The organism is Variovorax sp. GW821-FHT09D07 (assembly GCF_059416345.1).
On sequence record NZ_JBWKOY010000002.1, the window covers coordinates 659,671 to 677,047 of the forward strand.

General features: G+C 69.2%; 18 protein-coding genes. 6 read left to right on the forward strand and 12 right to left on the reverse strand.

The window, feature by feature from the left end:
* The first annotated feature begins 15 nt into the window (after positions 1 to 15).
* The 5 genes from AC07OX_RS09375 (at position 16) to AC07OX_RS09395 (ending at position 4,735) form a co-directional block, all read left to right on the forward strand.
* A complete protein-coding gene (locus AC07OX_RS09375) occupies positions 16 to 807 on the forward strand; it encodes an FAD binding domain-containing protein (RefSeq protein WP_495260534.1) in 792 nt (263 codons plus the stop codon).
* Positions 808 to 871: 64 nt separating this feature from the next.
* Entirely contained in the window at positions 872 to 1,774 is a 903-nt protein-coding gene (locus AC07OX_RS09380) for an AAA family ATPase (RefSeq protein WP_495260533.1), read from the forward strand.
* A gap of 19 nt (positions 1,775 to 1,793) precedes the next feature.
* Entirely contained in the window at positions 1,794 to 3,008 is a 1,215-nt protein-coding gene (locus tag AC07OX_RS09385; RefSeq protein ID WP_495260532.1) for a vWA domain-containing protein, read from the forward strand.
* A gap of 34 nt (positions 3,009 to 3,042) precedes the next feature.
* Complete coding sequence (locus AC07OX_RS09390) at positions 3,043 to 3,696, forward strand: SRPBCC family protein (RefSeq protein WP_369644191.1); 654 nt, start codon at positions 3,043 to 3,045, stop codon at positions 3,694 to 3,696.
* 16 nt (positions 3,697 to 3,712) lie between these two features.
* Positions 3,713 to 4,735, forward strand: a complete 1,023-nt coding sequence (locus AC07OX_RS09395; RefSeq protein WP_495260531.1) for an XdhC family protein — start codon at positions 3,713 to 3,715, stop codon at positions 4,733 to 4,735.
* A 25-nt stretch (positions 4,736 to 4,760) separates the two neighbouring features.
* On the opposite strand, the gene AC07OX_RS09400 is transcribed toward AC07OX_RS09395, so the two are convergent.
* The 6 genes from AC07OX_RS09400 to AC07OX_RS09425 form a co-directional block, all read right to left on the reverse strand.
* The gene (locus AC07OX_RS09400) at positions 4,761 to 5,552 is read right to left on the reverse strand and encodes an ABC transporter ATP-binding protein (RefSeq protein ID WP_495260530.1); all 792 of its coding nucleotides are present in this window, start codon (positions 5,550 to 5,552) and stop codon (positions 4,761 to 4,763) included.
* A complete protein-coding gene (locus AC07OX_RS09405; RefSeq protein WP_495260529.1) occupies positions 5,549 to 6,616 on the reverse strand; it encodes a dihydrodipicolinate synthase family protein in 1,068 nt (355 codons plus the stop codon). The genes AC07OX_RS09400 and AC07OX_RS09405 overlap by 4 nt, the downstream gene beginning before the upstream one ends.
* Before the next feature lie 12 nt (positions 6,617 to 6,628).
* Positions 6,629 to 7,465 (reverse strand): GNAT family N-acetyltransferase, encoded by an 837-nt coding sequence (locus AC07OX_RS09410; RefSeq protein ID WP_495260528.1) that lies wholly within the window; start codon positions 7,463 to 7,465, stop codon positions 6,629 to 6,631.
* Positions 7,466 to 7,469: 4 nt separating this feature from the next.
* On the reverse strand, positions 7,470 to 8,519 hold the full coding sequence (locus AC07OX_RS09415; protein ID WP_495260527.1) for an NAD-dependent epimerase/dehydratase family protein: 1,050 nt from the start codon (positions 8,517 to 8,519) through the stop codon (positions 7,470 to 7,472).
* Positions 8,516 to 9,328 carry an ABC transporter permease gene (locus AC07OX_RS09420; RefSeq protein ID WP_095946875.1) on the reverse strand — a complete coding sequence of 271 codons (813 nt, stop codon included), beginning with the start codon at positions 9,326 to 9,328 and terminating at the stop codon, positions 8,516 to 8,518. Before AC07OX_RS09420 ends, AC07OX_RS09415 begins: the two co-directional genes overlap by 4 nt.
* Positions 9,329 to 9,411: 83 nt before the next feature.
* Entirely contained in the window at positions 9,412 to 10,083 is a 672-nt protein-coding gene (locus tag AC07OX_RS09425; RefSeq protein WP_095946876.1) for a TetR family transcriptional regulator, read from the reverse strand.
* Positions 10,084 to 10,203: 120 nt separating this feature from the next.
* Between AC07OX_RS09425 and AC07OX_RS09430 the strand changes: the two genes are divergently transcribed.
* Positions 10,204 to 11,199: an ABC transporter substrate-binding protein gene (locus tag AC07OX_RS09430; RefSeq protein ID WP_495260526.1), complete on the forward strand. Its 996-nt coding sequence runs from the start codon at positions 10,204 to 10,206 to the stop codon at positions 11,197 to 11,199.
* 24 nt (positions 11,200 to 11,223) lie between these two features.
* Here AC07OX_RS09430 and mnhG read toward each other — a convergent pair whose 3' ends face one another.
* Genes mnhG through AC07OX_RS09460 form a run of 6 tightly spaced genes read right to left on the reverse strand, consistent with a single transcriptional unit; the run spans position 11,224 to position 17,353 of the window.
* Positions 11,224 to 11,574 carry a monovalent cation/H(+) antiporter subunit G gene (gene mnhG / locus AC07OX_RS09435; RefSeq protein ID WP_062468694.1) on the reverse strand — a complete coding sequence of 117 codons (351 nt, stop codon included), beginning with the start codon at positions 11,572 to 11,574 and terminating at the stop codon, positions 11,224 to 11,226.
* Entirely contained in the window at positions 11,571 to 11,849 is a 279-nt protein-coding gene (locus AC07OX_RS09440; protein WP_062468691.1) for a K+/H+ antiporter subunit F, read from the reverse strand. Before AC07OX_RS09440 ends, mnhG begins: the two co-directional genes overlap by 4 nt.
* Entirely contained in the window at positions 11,846 to 12,337 is a 492-nt protein-coding gene (locus AC07OX_RS09445; protein ID WP_062468688.1) for a Na+/H+ antiporter subunit E, read from the reverse strand. The genes AC07OX_RS09440 and AC07OX_RS09445 overlap by 4 nt, the downstream gene beginning before the upstream one ends.
* A complete protein-coding gene (locus AC07OX_RS09450) occupies positions 12,334 to 14,040 on the reverse strand; it encodes a monovalent cation/H+ antiporter subunit D (protein WP_159277842.1) in 1,707 nt (568 codons plus the stop codon). The genes AC07OX_RS09445 and AC07OX_RS09450 overlap by 4 nt, the downstream gene beginning before the upstream one ends.
* On the reverse strand, positions 14,037 to 14,387 hold the full coding sequence (locus AC07OX_RS09455; protein ID WP_056582686.1) for a Na+/H+ antiporter subunit C: 351 nt from the start codon (positions 14,385 to 14,387) through the stop codon (positions 14,037 to 14,039). The genes AC07OX_RS09450 and AC07OX_RS09455 overlap by 4 nt, the downstream gene beginning before the upstream one ends.
* The gene (locus AC07OX_RS09460; protein WP_495260525.1) at positions 14,387 to 17,353 is read right to left on the reverse strand and encodes a monovalent cation/H+ antiporter subunit A; all 2,967 of its coding nucleotides are present in this window, start codon (positions 17,351 to 17,353) and stop codon (positions 14,387 to 14,389) included. Before AC07OX_RS09460 ends, AC07OX_RS09455 begins: the two co-directional genes overlap by 1 nt.
* Positions 17,354 to 17,377: the final 24 nt, after the last annotated feature.

Below are 17,377 nucleotides of genomic sequence, written 5' to 3' on the forward strand. Positions count from 1 at the left end.
AGAAGGAATCACCCCATGTATGCCTTCACACTCGAACGGCCCGCCAGCGTGGCGGACGCGGCCCGGCTCATCGCCGCGGGCGGCAAGCCACTGGCCGGCGGACAGACCCTGCTGGCCTCGATGAAGCTGCGGCTGTCGGCGCCCGAGCAGCTCGTCGACCTCGGCGGCATCAAGGAACTGACCGGCATCAAGAAGGACGGCGGCGCGATCACGCTCGGCGCCATGTCGCGCCACCTCGACGTGGCGAACAACGCCGACGTGAAGGCCGCGTACCCCGCGCTGGCCGATCTCGCGTCGCGCATCGGCGACCGGCAGGTGCGCGCGATGGGCACCGTCGGCGGCTCGGTGGCCAACAACGACCCGGCGGCGTGCTACCCGAGCGCGGTGCTGGCCTCGGGCGCGACCATCGTTACCTCGAAGCGCGAAATCGCGGCCGACGACTTCTTCCAGGGCCTGTTCACCACGGCGCTCGAAGAAGACGAGCTGATCGTCGCGATCCGCTTCCCGATTCCGAAGCGCGCGGTGTACGAGAAGCTGCGCCAGAAGGCCTCGAACTTCCCGCTGGTCGGCATCTTCCTGGCGCAGTACGACAGCGGCGTGCGCGTGGCCGTCACCGGCGCGGGCAACGGCGTGTTCCGCCATGCCGGGCTCGAGGACGCGCTCAACAAGAGCTTCACCGCAGCGGCTGCTGCTGCCGTGAAGATCGACGCGAGCGACCTCAACAGCGACCTGCACGCCTCGGCCGCCTACCGCGCGAACCTGATCAGCGTGCTGACGCAGCGCGCCGTGACCAGAGCACTCGGCTGAAGCAGCCCAGCGCCGCCGCCCACCGGAAGGCGCGAGACCCTCGCGTCTTCCGCTACGCTTCGCCATGACTTTTCCGACCATCGACGCCCTTTCCGACGGTTTGATGCAGGCCGGCTACTTTGCCGACCGTCGCCTGGCCACCGCGGTGTTCCTCGCCCTCAAGCTGCAGCGCCCGCTGCTGCTCGAAGGCGAACCCGGTGTCGGCAAGACCGAGCTGGCCAAGGCACTGTCGACGGCCCTGAACCGCGAGCTGCTGCGCCTGCAGTGCTACGACGGCATGGAGCAGCGCGAGGCGCTCTATGAATGGAACTATGCCGCGCAGCTGCTGCACATGCGCGCGGCCGAGGCCACCGGGGCGGCGCGCGACGTCGAGGCCGAGGTCTACCAGCCGCACTACCTGATCCGCCGCCCGCTGCTGCAGGCACTGCAGACGCCGGCGCCCGGCTCGGTGCTGTTGATCGACGAGGTCGACCGCGCCGACGAGCCCTTCGAAGCCTTCCTGCTCGAGTACCTGGGCGAGTACCAGGTCAGCATTCCCGAGCTGGGCACCGTGCGCGCCGTGGTGCCGCCGGTCACCTTGCTCACCAGCAACCGCACGCGCGAACTCAACGACGCCGTGAAGCGGCGCTGCCTCTACCACTGGCTCGACTACCCCGAGCGCGAGCGCGAACTCGCCATCGTGCGCGCGCAGGTGCCGCAGGCCGGCGAGGTGCTGTCGGCGCAGGTGGCGGCCTTTGTCGCGCGGCTGCGCTCGGCGCCGTTCGTCAACGCCTTCCAGCGCGCGCCCGGCATCGCCGAAAGCGTGGAGTGGGCGCGGGCGCTCATCGCGCTCGACACCGTCGAACTCGACCCCGAGGTGGTCGTCGACACCGCCGGCATCCTCTTCAAGCAGCGCGACGACGTGGCGGCGCTGACGCACGAGCTGGCCTCCGACCTGCTGAGACCCGAGGAACCGCTCGCGAGCTGAGCGCGGCCGAGGCATCTACATGGCCGGCATCCAGCAACTCGGCGACGTGCGCAGCGGCAAGCTGGCGGGCAACATCGCCGCCTTCGGCCGCGCACTGCGCCGCGCCGGCGTGCGCACCGACGCCATGCGCATCGCGCTCGCCACCGAGGCGGCCACGTTGGTCGGCGTCGAAGACAAGCTCGACCTGGGCGCCGCCATGGAAGCCGTGATGGTCAGCCGCGAGCAGGACCGGCTGGTGTTCCGTGAACTCTTCGATGCCTGGTTCCGCGATCCCGAGTTCGCCAACAAGCTGCTCGCCCAGATGCTGCCCAGCGCCGAGGGCAAGGCCGAGCCCTCCAAGCGTCGGCCGCGCGTGCGCGAGGCGCTGAGCCCGCCGCGCGACGCCGTGAAGCCCGCGGCACCGACCAAGCCCGACGAGGAAATCAAGTTCGACGCCGCCATGACGGCCAGCGACCGCCAGCGGCTGCAGCATGCGGACTTCAATGCGCTCGGCGCGGCCGAGTACCGGCTGGTCGAGCGACTGGCGCGCGACATCCGCTTGCCGGTGCCCGAACTGCCCGCGCGTCGCCTGCGTCCGGCGGGCGACGCCGGCCGTGCGCACGCCCGCATGCACTGGCCCGGCGTGCTGCACGAGGCGGCCCGCACCGGCGGCGAGATCCTGCGCCTGCCCCGGCTGGCGCGGCGCGAGCAGCCTCTGCCGCTGCTGGTGCTGGTCGATGTGTCGGGCTCGATGGAGCGTTACGCGCGCCTGCTGCTGGCCTTTCTGCATGCCGCCACGCGACGGGCCGGGCGGCGCGACGTGTTCGCTTTCGGCACGCGGCTGACCGACCTCACGCCCGCCTTCCGGCTGGCCGACACCGACGCCATGCTGGGCGCCGCGAGCCTGGCCATCGACGACTTCGCGGGCGGCACGCGGCTGGGCGGCTCGCTGGCCGAGCTGCGCCAGTCGCACGCGCGCCGGCTCATCGGCCGCCGCACGCTGGTGCTGGTAATCAGCGACGGCCTCGACACGGGCGAGCCCGCGCAGCTCGAGACCGAACTGCAGTGGCTCCAGCGCCATTCGCGTCGGCTGCTGTGGCTCAACCCGCTGCTGCGCTTCGAGGGCTACGCCCCTCTGGCGCGTGGGGCTGCCGTGCTGCACCGCCATGCGGACGCGATGCTGGCGGTCCACAATCTGAATGCACTCGAACAGCTGGCCGCCAGCCTGGCCGCGCTGATGCGCGCCAGTCGCTAGGACTGGACTCAGGAAGGAACAAAGGAAACCCACCATGGAAATGCTCGGAAACCGCCGCCTCGGCGTCACCCAACAACAGGCCTGGGACGCGCTCAACGATCCCGAGACGCTCAAGAAGTGCATCCCCGGCTGCGACAAGTTCGAGCTCACGGGCGACAACACCTACAGCGTGGCGCTGGCCGTGAAGATCGGCCCGGTGTCGGCCAAGTTCAGCGGCAAGGTGATGCTGTCGGACATCGTCGCGCCCGACGGCTACAAGCTCACTTTCGAGGGGCAGGGCGGCGTGGCGGGGTTTGCCAAGGGCTCGTCGAGCGTGTCGCTCAAGCCGGTGGCCGTGGCCGACAGCGCACCCACCGCAGAGGGCGCACCTGCTGCCGAAGCCGCCCCCGTGGCTCCGACTCCTGCCGGCTGCGAACTCGATTACACCGTGCAGGCCCAGGTCGGCGGCAAGATCGCCCAGCTCGGCCAGCGCCTGATCGACGGCGCTGCCAAGTCCACCGCCGACGATTTCTTCAAGCGCTTCGAGGCCGAGATGCAAAGCCGCTACGGCCCGCCGCCCGCACCGCCCGCGGAAGCAGCGGCCGAGGCGCCCGCCGAGAAGGCCGGCGTGATGTCGGGCCTCATGAAGAAGATGGGCTTCGGCAAGAAGGACGGCGAAGACGCCGCCACCCCGGGCGACGCCGCCTGACGCACAAGGTCCTGCCATGGAAAACCTCGACGTCATGGTGCTGCGCACGCTGCGCGACTGGCGGCGTGCCGGCAAGCGCGCGCTGCTGACCACCGTGGTGCGCACCTGGGGCTCGTCGCCGCGGCCCGTGGGCTCGATCATGGCGCTGGCCGAGGACGGCGCCGTGGTCGGCTCGGTCTCGGGCGGCTGCATCGAGGACGACCTGATCGCGCGCTACAGCCATGCCCACGGCAAGGGCGAAGACGTGCCGCTGGGCGCGCCGCCCGCGCTGGTCAAGTACGGCATCACGGCCGACGAGGCGCACCGCTTCGGGCTGCCCTGCGGCGGCACGCTCGAACTGCTGCTCGAATACGCGCCCGACGCCGACGCGCTCGACACGCTGGTCGCCGAACTCGAGCGCGGCAAGCTCATGCGCCGCACGGTGACGCTGGCCACCGGCGCGGTGCAGCTGGCCGAGGCGACCGCGCCCGACGAGCTCACGGTGAACGACACCGAGCTCACCAACACCTTCGGCCCCGAGTACCGCATGCTGCTGATCGGCGCCGGCCAGCTCGCCGAGTACCTGGCGACCATGGCCAAGTTCAGCGGCTTCGCCGTGACGCTGTGCGACCCGCGCGCCGAGTACCGCACCGCGTGGACGCTGTCCGGCGTGACGATCACCACCGAGATGCCCGACGACGCCGTGCTGGCCTTCAAGCCCGACCGCCGCAGCTGCGTGGTCGCGCTCACGCACGACCCCAAGCTGGACGACCTCGCGCTGCTCGAGGCGTTGCAGAGCGAGGCCTTCTACGTGGGCGCCATCGGTTCGCGCCGCAACGCCGACGCGCGGCGCGACCGCATGATCGAGCACTTCGACCAGACGGCCGAGTCGCTCGCGCGCCTGCGCGGGCCCATCGGCATCTTCATCGGCAGCAAGACGCCGCCCGAGATCGCGGTGAGCGTGATGGCGGAAATTCTGGCGGTGAAGAACGCGGTGACCTTGCCGCGCGAAGTGGAAGTGGCGCGCGCCAAGGAAATCCAGCAGCTGCAACCCAGCTGAGCCGAACCGAACTGCTGCGCGGGGCTCAGTCCACGCCCAGCAGGTCGTAGATGCGGCGCACGTACTCGCCGAACTCCGGACTGGTCTTCACGTGCAGCTTGCGCGGCTCGGGCAGATTGATGCGAAAGAAGTCGGCCATGCGCGCCGGCCCGGCCGTGAGCACCGCGCAGTGCGAGCCCAGGAACACCGCCTCCTGGATGCTGTGTGTGACCACGATGAAGGTCTTGCGGCTGCGCTCCCAGATGCGCAGCATCTCCAGGTTCATCTTCTCGCGCGTAAGCGCATCGAGCGCGCCGAAAGGCTCGTCCATGAGCACCAGCTTCGGGTCGTGGATGAGCGCACGCGCGATGGCCGCGCGCTGCTGCATGCCGCCTGAGAGTTCGTAGGGCAGCTTGTCGGCGAAACCCGTGAGGCCGACCATGTCGAGCAGTTCGTGCGCGCGTGCATTGGCGGCCTTGCGGTCCAGCCCGAGGATGTCGGCGGGCAGCAGCACGTTCTCCAGGATGGTGCGCCACTTCAGCAGCAGCGGCTGCTGGAACACCATGCCGACGTCGCGGCCCGGGTTGAAGCCTGTGCCACCGGGGCCGCCGATCTCGAGCGTGCCGCCGTCGTGGCCGTGCAGGCCCGACAGAATCTTCAGCAGCGTCGACTTGCCGCAGCCCGAGGGACCGACCAGCGAGATCATGTCGCCCGCATGCACGTCCATCGTGACGTCGGAGACGGCGAGGAATTCTTCGTTGCGCTTGCGGTAGACCTTGCGCAGCTGCCGCATGCGGATCAGCGGCGCCTCCTGCGCGGGCGCGAGTACGGCGCTCATGCCAGCCACCGTGCCAGGTTGTCGCGCACGAAGGCGTCGTCGGCCAGGTCGCCGTGCTGGCGGTAGACGCGGTCGATCTCCGCCGATTGGCCCTGGCCCAGGCCTTCTTCGGGATCGAGGCACCAGATGCCTTCGAGCAGGCCCTGGCGCCGCAACACCTCGTGGCAGCCCGCGATGCAGCCGTGGAAGTTGTTCGCCACGTCGAAGAAGGCGGCGTTGCAGTCGGTCACGCGCGAGTCGAGCGCGAGCAGGGCGGGGCTCAACGCGCCGCCGCTGGCGGCCAGCTCGGCCTTGATCTGCTGCAGCTGGTGCACCGCGCTCGACGTCCACACCGACCAGTGGCCCAGCAGGCCGCCGCGAAAGCGCACCTGCACGGGCGCGCCGTCGCGCATCGCGGCAAAGGGCAGCGCCAGGTCGAGCACGATGTGGTCGTCGTTGCCGGTGTAGAGGAACACGCGCTCCTCGGCGCGCGCATCGACCAGCCCGCGCACCACGTCGATGCTGCGGTAGCGGTTGAAGGGCGCGACCTTGATGGCGAGCGCGTTGGGAATGAGCGCGAAGCGGCGCCAGAAGTCGCTCGACAGGATCGGGCCGCCGACCACCGTCTGCAGGTAGAAGCCGATCAGCGGAATCTCCTGCGCCACCGCCTCGCAATGGGCGATGAGCGCGTCTTCCGACGAACCGGCCAGCGCTGCGAGGCTCAGCAGCCCTGCGTGGTAGCCAAGCGAGACGGCGGTGCGCGCCTCGGCCTGCGCCTGCGCGGTCGGGCCGCACAGCCCGGCGATCATCGCCATCGGGCGGTCGTTCCAGGCCAGGCGGTCCTGCATCGCAGCCTCGAGCACGGTGGCGTACAGGCCGCGCTCACGGATCGCGAACTGCGTGGTGTGCACGCCCACCGCAAGGCCGCCCACGCCGGCATCGACGTAGTAGCGCGTGAGCGCGCGCTGGCGCTGGCGGTCGAACTGGCGGTTGGCGTCGAGCGCGAGCGGGTGCGCCGGGATGACGGTGCCTTGCGACAGCAGCGCAAGCACGTCGGCGGGAAGGTCGGAGCGGTTCAGTGGCATGGGCGAAGGTCCTCAGGCGAACTCGGGGCCGGCGATGGCGTGAATGAAGGCGGGGTGTCCGGTGGGCGGCTGCGTGCCCTCGCGCGTGGCCAGCGCCATGCGTGCGAAGCTGCGCTGCGGTGTGAAGCCGGTGGCGCGTAGCGCGGCGGTCATGGTCTTGCGGTCGTCGGGCACGTCGACGTAGATGCGGCCGTCGAGGCCGCGTGCCGTCTGTGTCAGCAGCGCGGCGGCGACGGCTTCGTCGGACGACAGCAGCGGCCCGATGTGGTGTGCGGTGCGGCCCGCGCGCACGAGACCGAAGCCCAGGCCGTTACGCACGCAGCGGCTGTCGTCGCGCCCGAGCAGGTCGGCGAGCACGGCGGGGCGCGCGAAGCCCAGCGCCTGTGCGTCGAGTGCGGCGAGGCTGTCGAGTGCCGGCTTGTCAGTGGCGAGCGATGCCGTGGCGGGTGCGGCCTCGCGCTGCCAGCGCGTAAGGCGCCACAGTGGCGTGAAGCCGAAGCTCGCATAGAGCGGCTCGCCCTGCGGCGTGGCGTCGAGCATGGCGACGAGGCTGGCAGCCTTCACTTGCTCGAGGCAGCGCGCGAACACCGCGCGGCCCAGGCCTTGCCCCCGCGCGGCAGGCATCACGAGGATCATGCTGATCCAGGCCACGCCTTCCATCGGCAGCACCGCGCCGCTGGCGACGAGCTGGCCCTCGCCATCGCGCACGCCATGCACCGTGCCGAGCCGCTCGAACAGCCGCCAGTCGTGCGCGGTCTGGTTCCAGCCGCTCGCGGCGACCAGCGCGTCGAGCATCGGGGCGATGCCGGGCGTGATCGACGTGAGGGCTTCGACGGCGGGCATGGTCATGGGCTCAGTACTTGCCGTCGCGCGATTCGAACTTGGTGGGCTTGCCGTACTGGCGTTGCTCGCGTGAGATCCAGTCAGCAACCCATCGGATCTGCTGGGCCAGCGGTACGCGCGGGTAACCGAAGAGGCGCTCGGCCTCGCCGGTGTTCATGAGCCACGCGGTGGGTGCTTCTTGACCGGCGATCGTCACGGGCTTGCCGAACTGGCGCGCGAACTCTTCCGCGAGCCAGCGGATCGACGTGGTCTCTGGCCCGCTCACGTTGAGCGGCGAGGTCGGCACGGTGGCCGCCGCGAGGCAGCGCAGCGCCTGCGCGTTCGCGTCGCCCTGCCAGATCACGTTGACGTGGCCCATGGTCACGTCGACCGGTTCGCCGCGCCACACCTTGAGCGCCACGTCGGCCAGCACGCCGTAGCGCAGGTCGATGGCGTAGCTCAGGCGGAACAGGCGCCCCGGCGTGCCGTGGCGCTGCGAGAAGTACTCGAACATGCGCTCGCGGCCCACGCACGAGTTGGCGTATTCGCCGGGCGGATTGGGCGCGTCGCTCTCGCTCGCACCCTGGCTGGTCACGGGCACGAAGGGGTACACGCAGGCGGTCGAGAAGGCGACGATGCGCGAGGCGTGGAAGTGCTCGGCCACCAGCGCCGGCACGTGCGCGTTCATGGCCCAGGTCAGCGGGTTGTCGGCGTCGGCGCCGAACTTGCGCCCGGCCATGAAGACCACGTTGGCGCACGGCGGCAGCGCGGCGATGGCGGCGCGGTCGAGCAGGTCGCAGGCGATGGTCTCGATGCCGTGCGCTTCGAGTGCCTCGCGCACGCCGGCTTCGCTGAAGCGGGCGACGGCGATCACGCGGCGACCGGGCATGGCGTTCTTCGCGAGGCGGGCCAGCGTGGGGCCCATCTTGCCGCCCACGCCGAGGATCATCAGGTCGCCATCGAGGCAGGCCATGTCGCGCACGAGGTCGCGCGAGGGCGTGGCCAGGTAGTCTTCAAGCGCGGCTTCGCTCTCGAAGCGCTCGGGAAAGGGCAGGTCGTCGAGGACAGGCGTGGAGGTCATTGGATTCTTGCGTCCTGGGTGATGAAGAGGCGCTCCAGCAGAAGCACCAGCAGATAGAGCAGCACGCCCAGGCCCGTGATGAGCAGCACGGCCATGAAGACCGCGGGCGTGTCCAGCGAGGCCTGGACCTGGATCATCAGATAGCCCAGGCCGCGTTCCGAGGCGATGAACTCGCCCACCACCGCGCCCGCCACGGCGAGGATGGTGGCGACCTTCATGCCCGAGAACACGTACGGCAGCGAGCCCGGCAGCTGGATGTAGCGAAACAGCTGCCAGCGCGAACCCTTGAGCGCGCGAACGAGGTCGAGCAGCTCGGGCTCGGTCTCGTTCAGGCCGCGGATGGTGGTCAGCAGGATGGGGAAGAAGCACAGGCTGAACGTGATGAGGATGTTCGGCCCGATGCCGTAGCTGAACCACACGATCACCAGCGGCCCCATCGCCACCTTCGGAATCATGTTGAGCGTGACCAGCAGCGGGAACACCAGCAGCATCAGCCGCTTGCTGGTGATGAAGAGCAGCGCGCAAAGAATGCCGAGCACCAGCCCCAGTGCGTAGCCGCCGAACACTTCGAGCGCAGTGACGCCGGTGTTCTTGAGCCAGCTGTAGTTCGGGTTGGCCAGCGTGGCCAGCACCTTCGAGGGCGCCGGCAGGATGAAGGGCTGGATCGCGAAGACCCGCACCGCGAGCTCCCACAGCGCGATGCCCGCCAGGTGCACCGCGACCACGAGGGCCCAGCGCTGCCATTCGGGGCGCTCGCCCGACAAGGGCGTGGAAGCGAGGGGCGCCAGCGCGCCGTCGGGTGCCGTCATGTCTGTTCCTGGGTCAGGGAAGAAGCAATGCGGCGAATCATAGGAGTCGCTAGGACCCGAGTCAACCAACTAGTTGATAATTTTCATGCGGCGGCTTTGTCAGGCCGCAAGGCGTTGAGCGCGAACTCGATCACGTGCCGCCGGCGCTGCAGCAGCGCGCCGCGCGCGTCCAGCGGTTTGCCGAAGATGGCCGACAGCGTGTGGTTGTTGGAGAAGAAGAAATACGAGATGCCGGCGATCGAGATGTAGAGGTTGATCGCATCGAAGTCGGGCCGGAACACACCGGCCGCCACGCCGCGCTCGAGCGTGGCTTCGAGCATCTCGATGAAGGGCGAGTGCATCTTCTGCAGCCGCTCCGACTCGCGCAGGTGCGCGCCGTGGTTGCGGTTCTCGTCGGCCAGCAGCGCGATGAACTCGGGGTGCTCGGCCAGGTAGTCGAACGAGAAGGCCACCAGCTGCTTCATGGCCTCGAGCGGCTCCAGCGCGTCGAGCGTGAGCTTCTGTTCCTTCTCGCGGATCTCGGCATAGACCGATTCGAGCGCGACCAGGTACAGCCCCTGCTTGCTGTCGAAGTAGTGGTACACGAGCTGCTTGTTGACGCCGGCGTTGGCGGCGATCTCGTCGACGCGCGCGCCCGCGAAGCCCTTGGTGGCGAACTCGGCCACTGCGGCAGATATGAGCGCCTGCTTGGCGGCGACGGGGTCGCGCTCGCGTTTCGTGGCGACGGCGGTGCGGGCGGGCTTGGTGGCGGTCATGGTGTTTTTGATTCTCCCGGCAGGGGCAACGCAGTCTGGATGATCTGGATTGCCTGTCAACCAAACAGTTGGTAATATGAATTTCAGGACCTGTTTTTACCTTCTTTTGGAGTGTTCCGCATGAAAAAGCTGTTGTCGGCCGCCGGCGCCACCGCCTTGCTCATGGCCTCGGCCCCCGCCGCGTTCGCGGCCGATGCCATGAGCCTGATGCTCAACTGGACACCCACGGCCGATCATGCGCCGATCTATTTCGCGAAGGCCAAGGGCTGGTACACCGAGGCGGGCATCGACCTGAACATCGAGGCCGGCAAGGGCTCGGCCGTGTCGGCGCAGCGCGTGGGCACCGGCGGTAGCGACCTGGGGATTTCCGACCTGCCCACCACGATCCAGGCCAAGGGCAAGGGCGCCGACGTGAAGGCCGTGATGGTCATCTACGCCAACAGCCCGCAGGGCTTCTACTGGCTCAAGTCGTCGGGCATCAACGGGCCGAAAGATTTCGCGGGCCGCAAGATCGGCAACCCGCCGGGCGACGCCGCGCGCCTCATGTGGCCGGCCTTCGCCAAGAAGGTGGGGCTCGACCCGGCCAGCGTGACCTTCGTCAACGTGAGCCCGCAGGCCAAGGTGGCGGCGCTGAAGAGCAAGTCGGTCGACATCATCAGCGACTTCTACAACGAGCACGACCTGAAGGCGCGCGAGTTCGGCGCCGACCTGGGCTTCCAGCCGTGGCGCGACGCGGGTGTGAACGTGTACGGCAACTCGCTGATCGTGAACGGCCCGTACCTCGCGAAGAACCCCGGCCAGGTGAAGAAGTTCGTGGCCGTGACGCAGCGTGCCTACGACGCCTGCGTGAAGAGCTTCGAGCCCTGCCTGCAGGCGCTGCAGGCCAGCGTGAGCGGCCTCACGCCCGACAACCAGCGCGACCAGTGGAATCGCATCAAGCAGCTGATGCGCGACGACACCACCAACAAGGTGGCGCTCGGTGCCTTCGACGGTGCGCGTGTGAAGGCCGACTACGAGCTCGTGTCTTCGCTGATCGGCATCGACAAGGCCTACGACCCCGCGACGCTCTTCACCAACGAGTTCCTCGACAAGGGCGTGCGCATGGCGCCCAACTGAGGCAAGGAGAAGGAGGGAGCCGCTTCAGCGCGACTCGGAGGAAGGCGGCACCTTCGTGTTGCCCTTCTGCCGTTCGCGGAAGAGGGCGGCACGCATCAGGAAGATGGTGGTGATCGGCGCCGTCAGCACGATGAACAGCACGATCAGCACCGCGTGCAGGAACAGGCTGAAGCCCTGCACCGAGAAGTAGGCGATGGTGGCCACCGTCAGGCACCAGGCGCCCACCGTGGCGCCCAGCGTGGGCGCATGGATGCGCCGGAAAAACGTGGGCATGCGCACCAGGCCGAAGGAGCCGATGGCCGCGAAGGCCGCGCCGAGCACCGCGAACACGGCGGTGATGATCTCGGCCCAAAGAGGAAGTGCAGTGGCGCTCATTCGATGACCTCCCCGCGCAGCAAGAACTTGGCGATCGAGGTCGACCCCACGAAGCCGAACAGCGCCACCAGCATCGCCGCCTCGAAGTACACGCTGCTCGCGTAGTTGATGCCAAGCACCAGCATCATCAGCATGCCGTTGATGTAGAGGCAGTCGAGCGCCATCACGCGGTCCTGCGCGGACGGGCCGGCCAGCAGGCGAAAGAGCGCGCACAGCATCGCCACGGCCAGCAGGAAGAGCGCGGCCTTCAGGGCCCAGAAGAGAACAGGCGTCATGATTCGAAAATCTCCATCAGCGGACGTTCATAGCGGGTCTTGATCAGGGCGATGAAGGCCGCCTCGTCCTCGAGGTCGAACACGTGGATCAGCAGCGTGGTGCGGTCGAACGACACCTCGCCCCAGGCCGTGCCGGGCGTGAGGCACATGATCATCGCGAGCACGGCGAGGCCGTTGGGGTCGCGCATGTCCAGCGGAATCTGCACGAAGCGCGCCGAGATGTCGGCGGTGCGGCGCGTGAGCAGCAGCCGCGCCACGTCGTACGCCGACTTCAGCATGTCGAAGGTGACGAGGAACGACAGCCGCAGCGCCACGCCGGGCCGGCGCATGCGCACGGTGGCGGGGCGCAGGCCCTTGGTGATCAGCGGCACGGCGATGGCGAGCAGCGCGGCCGACAGCAGCGTGGCCGCTTCGAGCGATTGGTTGAGCAGCAGCCAGATGACGAACAGCGCGAACGACAGCGGCGGGGAAGGCATCAAGCGCTTCATGGCTTGGCCTCCTCTTTCTTCGCGGGCACCGGGTTGGGCTTCTGCTTGGCACCGAGCACGGCCTCGCGGTACGCAGTGGGCGTGCGCAGGCCGCCGGCGGTGGCCTGTGCGTGCTGCATCACGGGCTCGGCCCAGACCGTCAGCGCGACGCAGGCTGCGAGCAGGGCGGCCACCGGCAGCACCTCGAGCGCGGGCAGCGAGGGCATGGTGGGGTGGTGCTGGGTCCAGAAGTGGCGGATGCCGGTGCGGCTCAGGGCGATCAGCGAGAGAAAGCCCGCAACGATCAGCAGGCCGAGGAAGGTCCAGCCGGCGGTGGTGACGGCCCTGCCGTCGAGCAGGCCCGAGAGCATCGCGAACTTGCCGACAAAGCCCGACAGCGGCGGCAGGCCCGCCAGCAGCAGCGTGCACAGCATGAAGCTCAGGCCCAGGAAGGCCACGCCCGCCGGAATGGCGCGGCCGTAGAGCGCCTGGGCATCGTCGTCGAGGTTCACGTCGTCGAGCGCGCGCAGGTCTTCGGCCAGGAAGGGCGCGTTGCCCGCCGCCTCGTGCGGCGCGACGCTCATGCCCGCGTTGCGCCAGCGCTCGATCATGTCGATCAGCAGGAAGAAGGCCGCCACCGCGAGCGTGGAGCTCAGCATGTAGTACAGCGCGCCCGCCCACACGGCGGGGTCGCCCAGCCCGACGGCGGCCAGCAGCGTGCCCGCCGACACCAGCACGCTGAAGCCCGCGAGGTTCGACAGCCGCTGCGTGCCGACGATGCCGATGGCGCCCACGAACAGCGTCGCCAGCCCCACGCCCACCAGCGCGGCCTGCCCGAAGGCGGCCGAGGCGCCGGTGTCGGGCGCGAACAGCACGGTCCACAGGCGCAGCACGGTGTACACGCCGAGCTTGGTGAGCAGCGCAAACACCGCGCCCACCGGCGACACGGCCGCGCTGTAGGCCGGCACCAGCCAGAAATTCAGCGGCCACGCGCCCGCCTTGGCGAAGAACGCGGTGGCCAGGATGGCCGCGGCCGCGTGCACCAGGCCGCGGTCGCCCGGCGCCAGCTCGGCGATGCGCGCGCCCAGGTCGGCCATGTTGAGCGTGCCGGTCACGCCGTACAGGATGGCCGCACCGATCAGGAACAGCGACGAGGCTGCGAGGTTGATCGCGATGTAGTGCAGCCCGGCGCGCACGCGCAGCCGGCCCGAGCCGTGCAGCAGCAGGCCGTACGAGGCGGCGAGCATCACCTCGAAGAACACGAACAGGTTGAACAGGTCGCCCGTGAGGAAGGCGCCGTTCAGGCCCATGAGCTGCAGCTGCAGCAGCGGATGAAAGTGCACGCCCGCGCGGTCCCAGCGCGAGGTGGAATAGATCGAGGCCGCGAAGGCCACCACGCCCGTGAGCGCGACCATCATGGTCGAGAGCCGGTCGGCCACCAGCGTGATGCCGAAGGGCGCGCGCCAGTTGCCCGGCAGGTACACGCCGATGGAGCCCGGGCCGCCGCCGGTGTCGGCCGCGTTCACCCAGCGCAGCAGCGCGAGCGCGGCCAGCAGGCCGACCAGGCCCGAGACCACGCTGAGGAACGACTTGGTGCGCCGGTGGTTCTCGTTCATCAGCAGCATCAGCGCCGCCGTGAGCATGGGCACGAGGATGGGTACCGCCACCAGGTGCGGCATGCTGAACTCGAGGAAGCGGTCGAGCAGATGAAGCACGTCGTTCATTCCACGGCCTCCCGCTCTTCACCGTCCACGTGGTCGGTGCCCGACAGGCCACGCGAGGCGAGCATCACGACGAGGAACAGCGCCGTCATCGCGAAGCCGATCACGATGGCCGTGAGCACGAGAGCCTGCGGCATCGGGTCGGCCGTGTTGGCCAGCGTGGCCTTGAAGCCTTCGACCAGCACCGGCTCGCTGTCGACCTTGAGGCGGCCCATGCTGAAGATGAACAGGTTGACCGCGTACGAGATGAGCGTCAGGCCCATGATGACCTGGAAGGTCCGTGGGCGCAGCAGCAGGTACACGCCCGAGCCGGTGAGCACGCCGATGGCGATGGCCAGCACGATTTCCATCAGCGGGCCCCTCCGGTGGCAGCAGCCGCTTCTTCGGCTTCGGCGGCGGCGCGGGCTTGCGCTTCTTTCTCTTCTTGTTCGTCGGCCCAGCGGTGGCTTCGGATGGACTGGTGAGCCAGCGCGGTCAGGATCAGCATGGTGGCGCCGAGCACCAGCGCGAACACGCCGATGTCGAAGAAGAGGGCACTGGGCACGTGCATGTCGCCCAGCAGTGGCACGTGCACGTGCGCGGTGTGCGTGGTGAGGAACGGGTAGCCGAACACGATCGCGCCGCCGCCGGTGGCCAGCGCGAACAGCAGGCCGATGGCGATCCAGCGGCGCGGGTAGATGCGCAGGTGTTCTTCCACCCACTCGGTGCCCGAGACGATGAACTGCAGCACCAGTGCCACCGACATCACCAGCCCCGCGACGAAGCCGCCGCCGGGCGCGTTGTGGCCGCGCATGAAGAAGTACACCGACACCAGCACGGCCACCGGCAGCACGAGGCGCACCAGCACGGCCGGCACCATCAGGTAGCCGATGGCGGAGTCGGTGGCGCGGCGCGGATTCAGCAGGTCGCTGCTGCCGTCGTCGACCTGCAGCCGTTGCTGGATCGGCAACGCCATCGATTCGATGGCCGGGCGGAAGCGCCGCAGCAGCGCATACACGGTGAGCGCCACGATGCCCAGCACCGTGATCTCGCCGAAGGTGTCGAAGCCGCGGAAGTCGACCAGCATCACGTTGACCACGTTGGTGCCGCCGCCTTCGGTGAGCGCGCGTTCGAGGAAGAAGGGCGAGATGCTCTGCGGGAAGGTGCGCGTCATCATCGCCCAGGCCAGCGCCGCCATGCCGCAGCCGGCGATGGTGGCCACCAACAGGTCGCGCCCGCGCCGACCCCAGGGCCGCAGTCGCATGCGCGCGGGCTGCACCACGTCCTTGCTGCGCATCGGCAGCCAGCGCAGGCCCAGCAGGATGAGCACGGTGGTCACGGCCTCGACCACCAGCTGCGTGAGCGCCAGGTCGGGGGCCGAGAACCAGATGTAGGTGACGCACGAGACCAGCCCGGCGCCCGCGGCCAGCATCAGCGCGGCGAGCCGGTGGAACTTGGCCTGCCAGGCGGCGGCCACGGCGCAGGTGCAGCCGATGAGCCAGGTCATCGCGAACATCGGCGAGAACGGCAGCAGCTCGCGCGTGCCGCGCTCGGCCGGCGTGGTCCACAACGAGGCTGCGGCGCCGGCCACGGCCACCACCACCAGCCACAGCAGCTGCCATTGCAGGCGGCGCGTGCCGAAGAGGCGGCGGCTGCGCCGGCCGGCTTCGCTCAGCAGCGCGATCAGGTGTTCGAAGATGAGCTGCCCGTCGAAGCGGTGCAGCAGCGGGGTGTGCTCCAGGCGCCCGCTGCCCAGCGGACGGCGCAGCAGCAGGTAGAGCACGGCGCCGCCCGCGAGCGCGACGAAGCTCATCATCAGCGGCAGGTTGAAGCCGTGCCACACGGCCAGGCTGTAGACGGGCAGCGTGCCGCCGACCACCGGCGTGGCCGCCGCCGCGAGCATCGGGCCGACCGACCAGGCCGGCGCCACGCCCACCACCAGGCACACCAGCACCAGCAGCTCGACCGGCACGCGCATCCAGTGCGGCGGCTCGTGCGGGGGCTTGGGCACGTCGGGGCCACAGGGCGGGCCGAAGAACACGTCGAACACGAAGCGCGCCGAATACGCCACGCTGAAGATGCCCGCGAGCGTGGCGATGACCGGCAGGCTGAAGTCGATCCAGGGCGTGGCCTGGATGAAGACCGTCTCGGCGAAGAACATTTCCTTCGAGAGGAAGCCGTTGAGCAGCGGCACGCCGGCCATCGAGGCGCTGGCGATGATGGCCAGCGTGCCCGTGATGGGCATGAGGCGCATCAGGCCGCTGAGCTTGCGGATGTCGCGCGTACCGGTCTCGTGGTCGATGATGCCGGCCGCCATGAACAGCGAGGCCTTGAAGGTCGCGTGGTTCATCACATGGAACACCGCCGCGACGGCCGCCAGCGGGCTGTTCAGGCCCAGCAGCAGCGTGATGAGGCCCAGGTGCGAGATGGTCGAGTAGGCCAGCAGCGCCTTCAGGTCGCGCTGGAACATGGCCGCGAAGCCGCCCAGCAGCAGCGTGATGGCACCCGCGCCGCCGACCATCCAGAACCACTGCTCGGTGCCCGAGAGCACGGGCCACAGGCGCGCCATCAGGAACACGCCCAGCTTCACCATGGTGGCCGAGTGCAGGTAGGCCGACACCGGCGTGGGCGCGGCCATGGCGCGCGGCAGCCAGAAGTGGAACGGGAACTGAGCGCTCTTGGTGAACGCGCCGAGCAGGATCAGCACCAGCGCCACCGGGTACAGCGCGTGCGCGCGGATGATGTCGCCCGAGGCCAGCACGATGTCGAGCTCGTAGCTGCCGACGATGCGGCCCAGCACGAGCACGCCGGCCAAGAGGCACAGCCCGCCCGCGCCGGTGACGGTGAGCGCCATGCGCGCACCGCGCCGCGCGTCGCGCCGGTGGTGCCAATAGCCGATGAGCAGGAAGGAGAACAGGCTGGTGAGTTCCCAGAACAGCACCATCTGAATGAGGTTGCCCGAGAGCACCACGCCCATCATCGCGCCCATGAACGCGAGGAAGAACGAGAAGAAGCGCGGCACCGGGTCGGAGGCCGACATGTAGTAGCGCGCATAGAGCACCACCAGCGCGCCGATGCCCAGCACCAGCATGCAGAACAGCCACGCGAAGCCGTCGAGGCGGAACACGAGATTCAGGCCGAGGGCCGGCAGCCACTCGATCTCCTGGCGCAGCACGTTGCCGTGCGCGATCTGCGGAAAGAGCCATGCGACCTGGATCGCGCAGCCCAATGCGACGAGCCCTGCAAGGGTCGACTCCCGGTTGCGCGCGTTGGACGGCATCAACGCGGCCAGCACGCTGGCAAGAAAGGGGAGTGCGACGAGAAGGGCGAGGGGCATCGGGGGTCGATTCTATCGACCGAC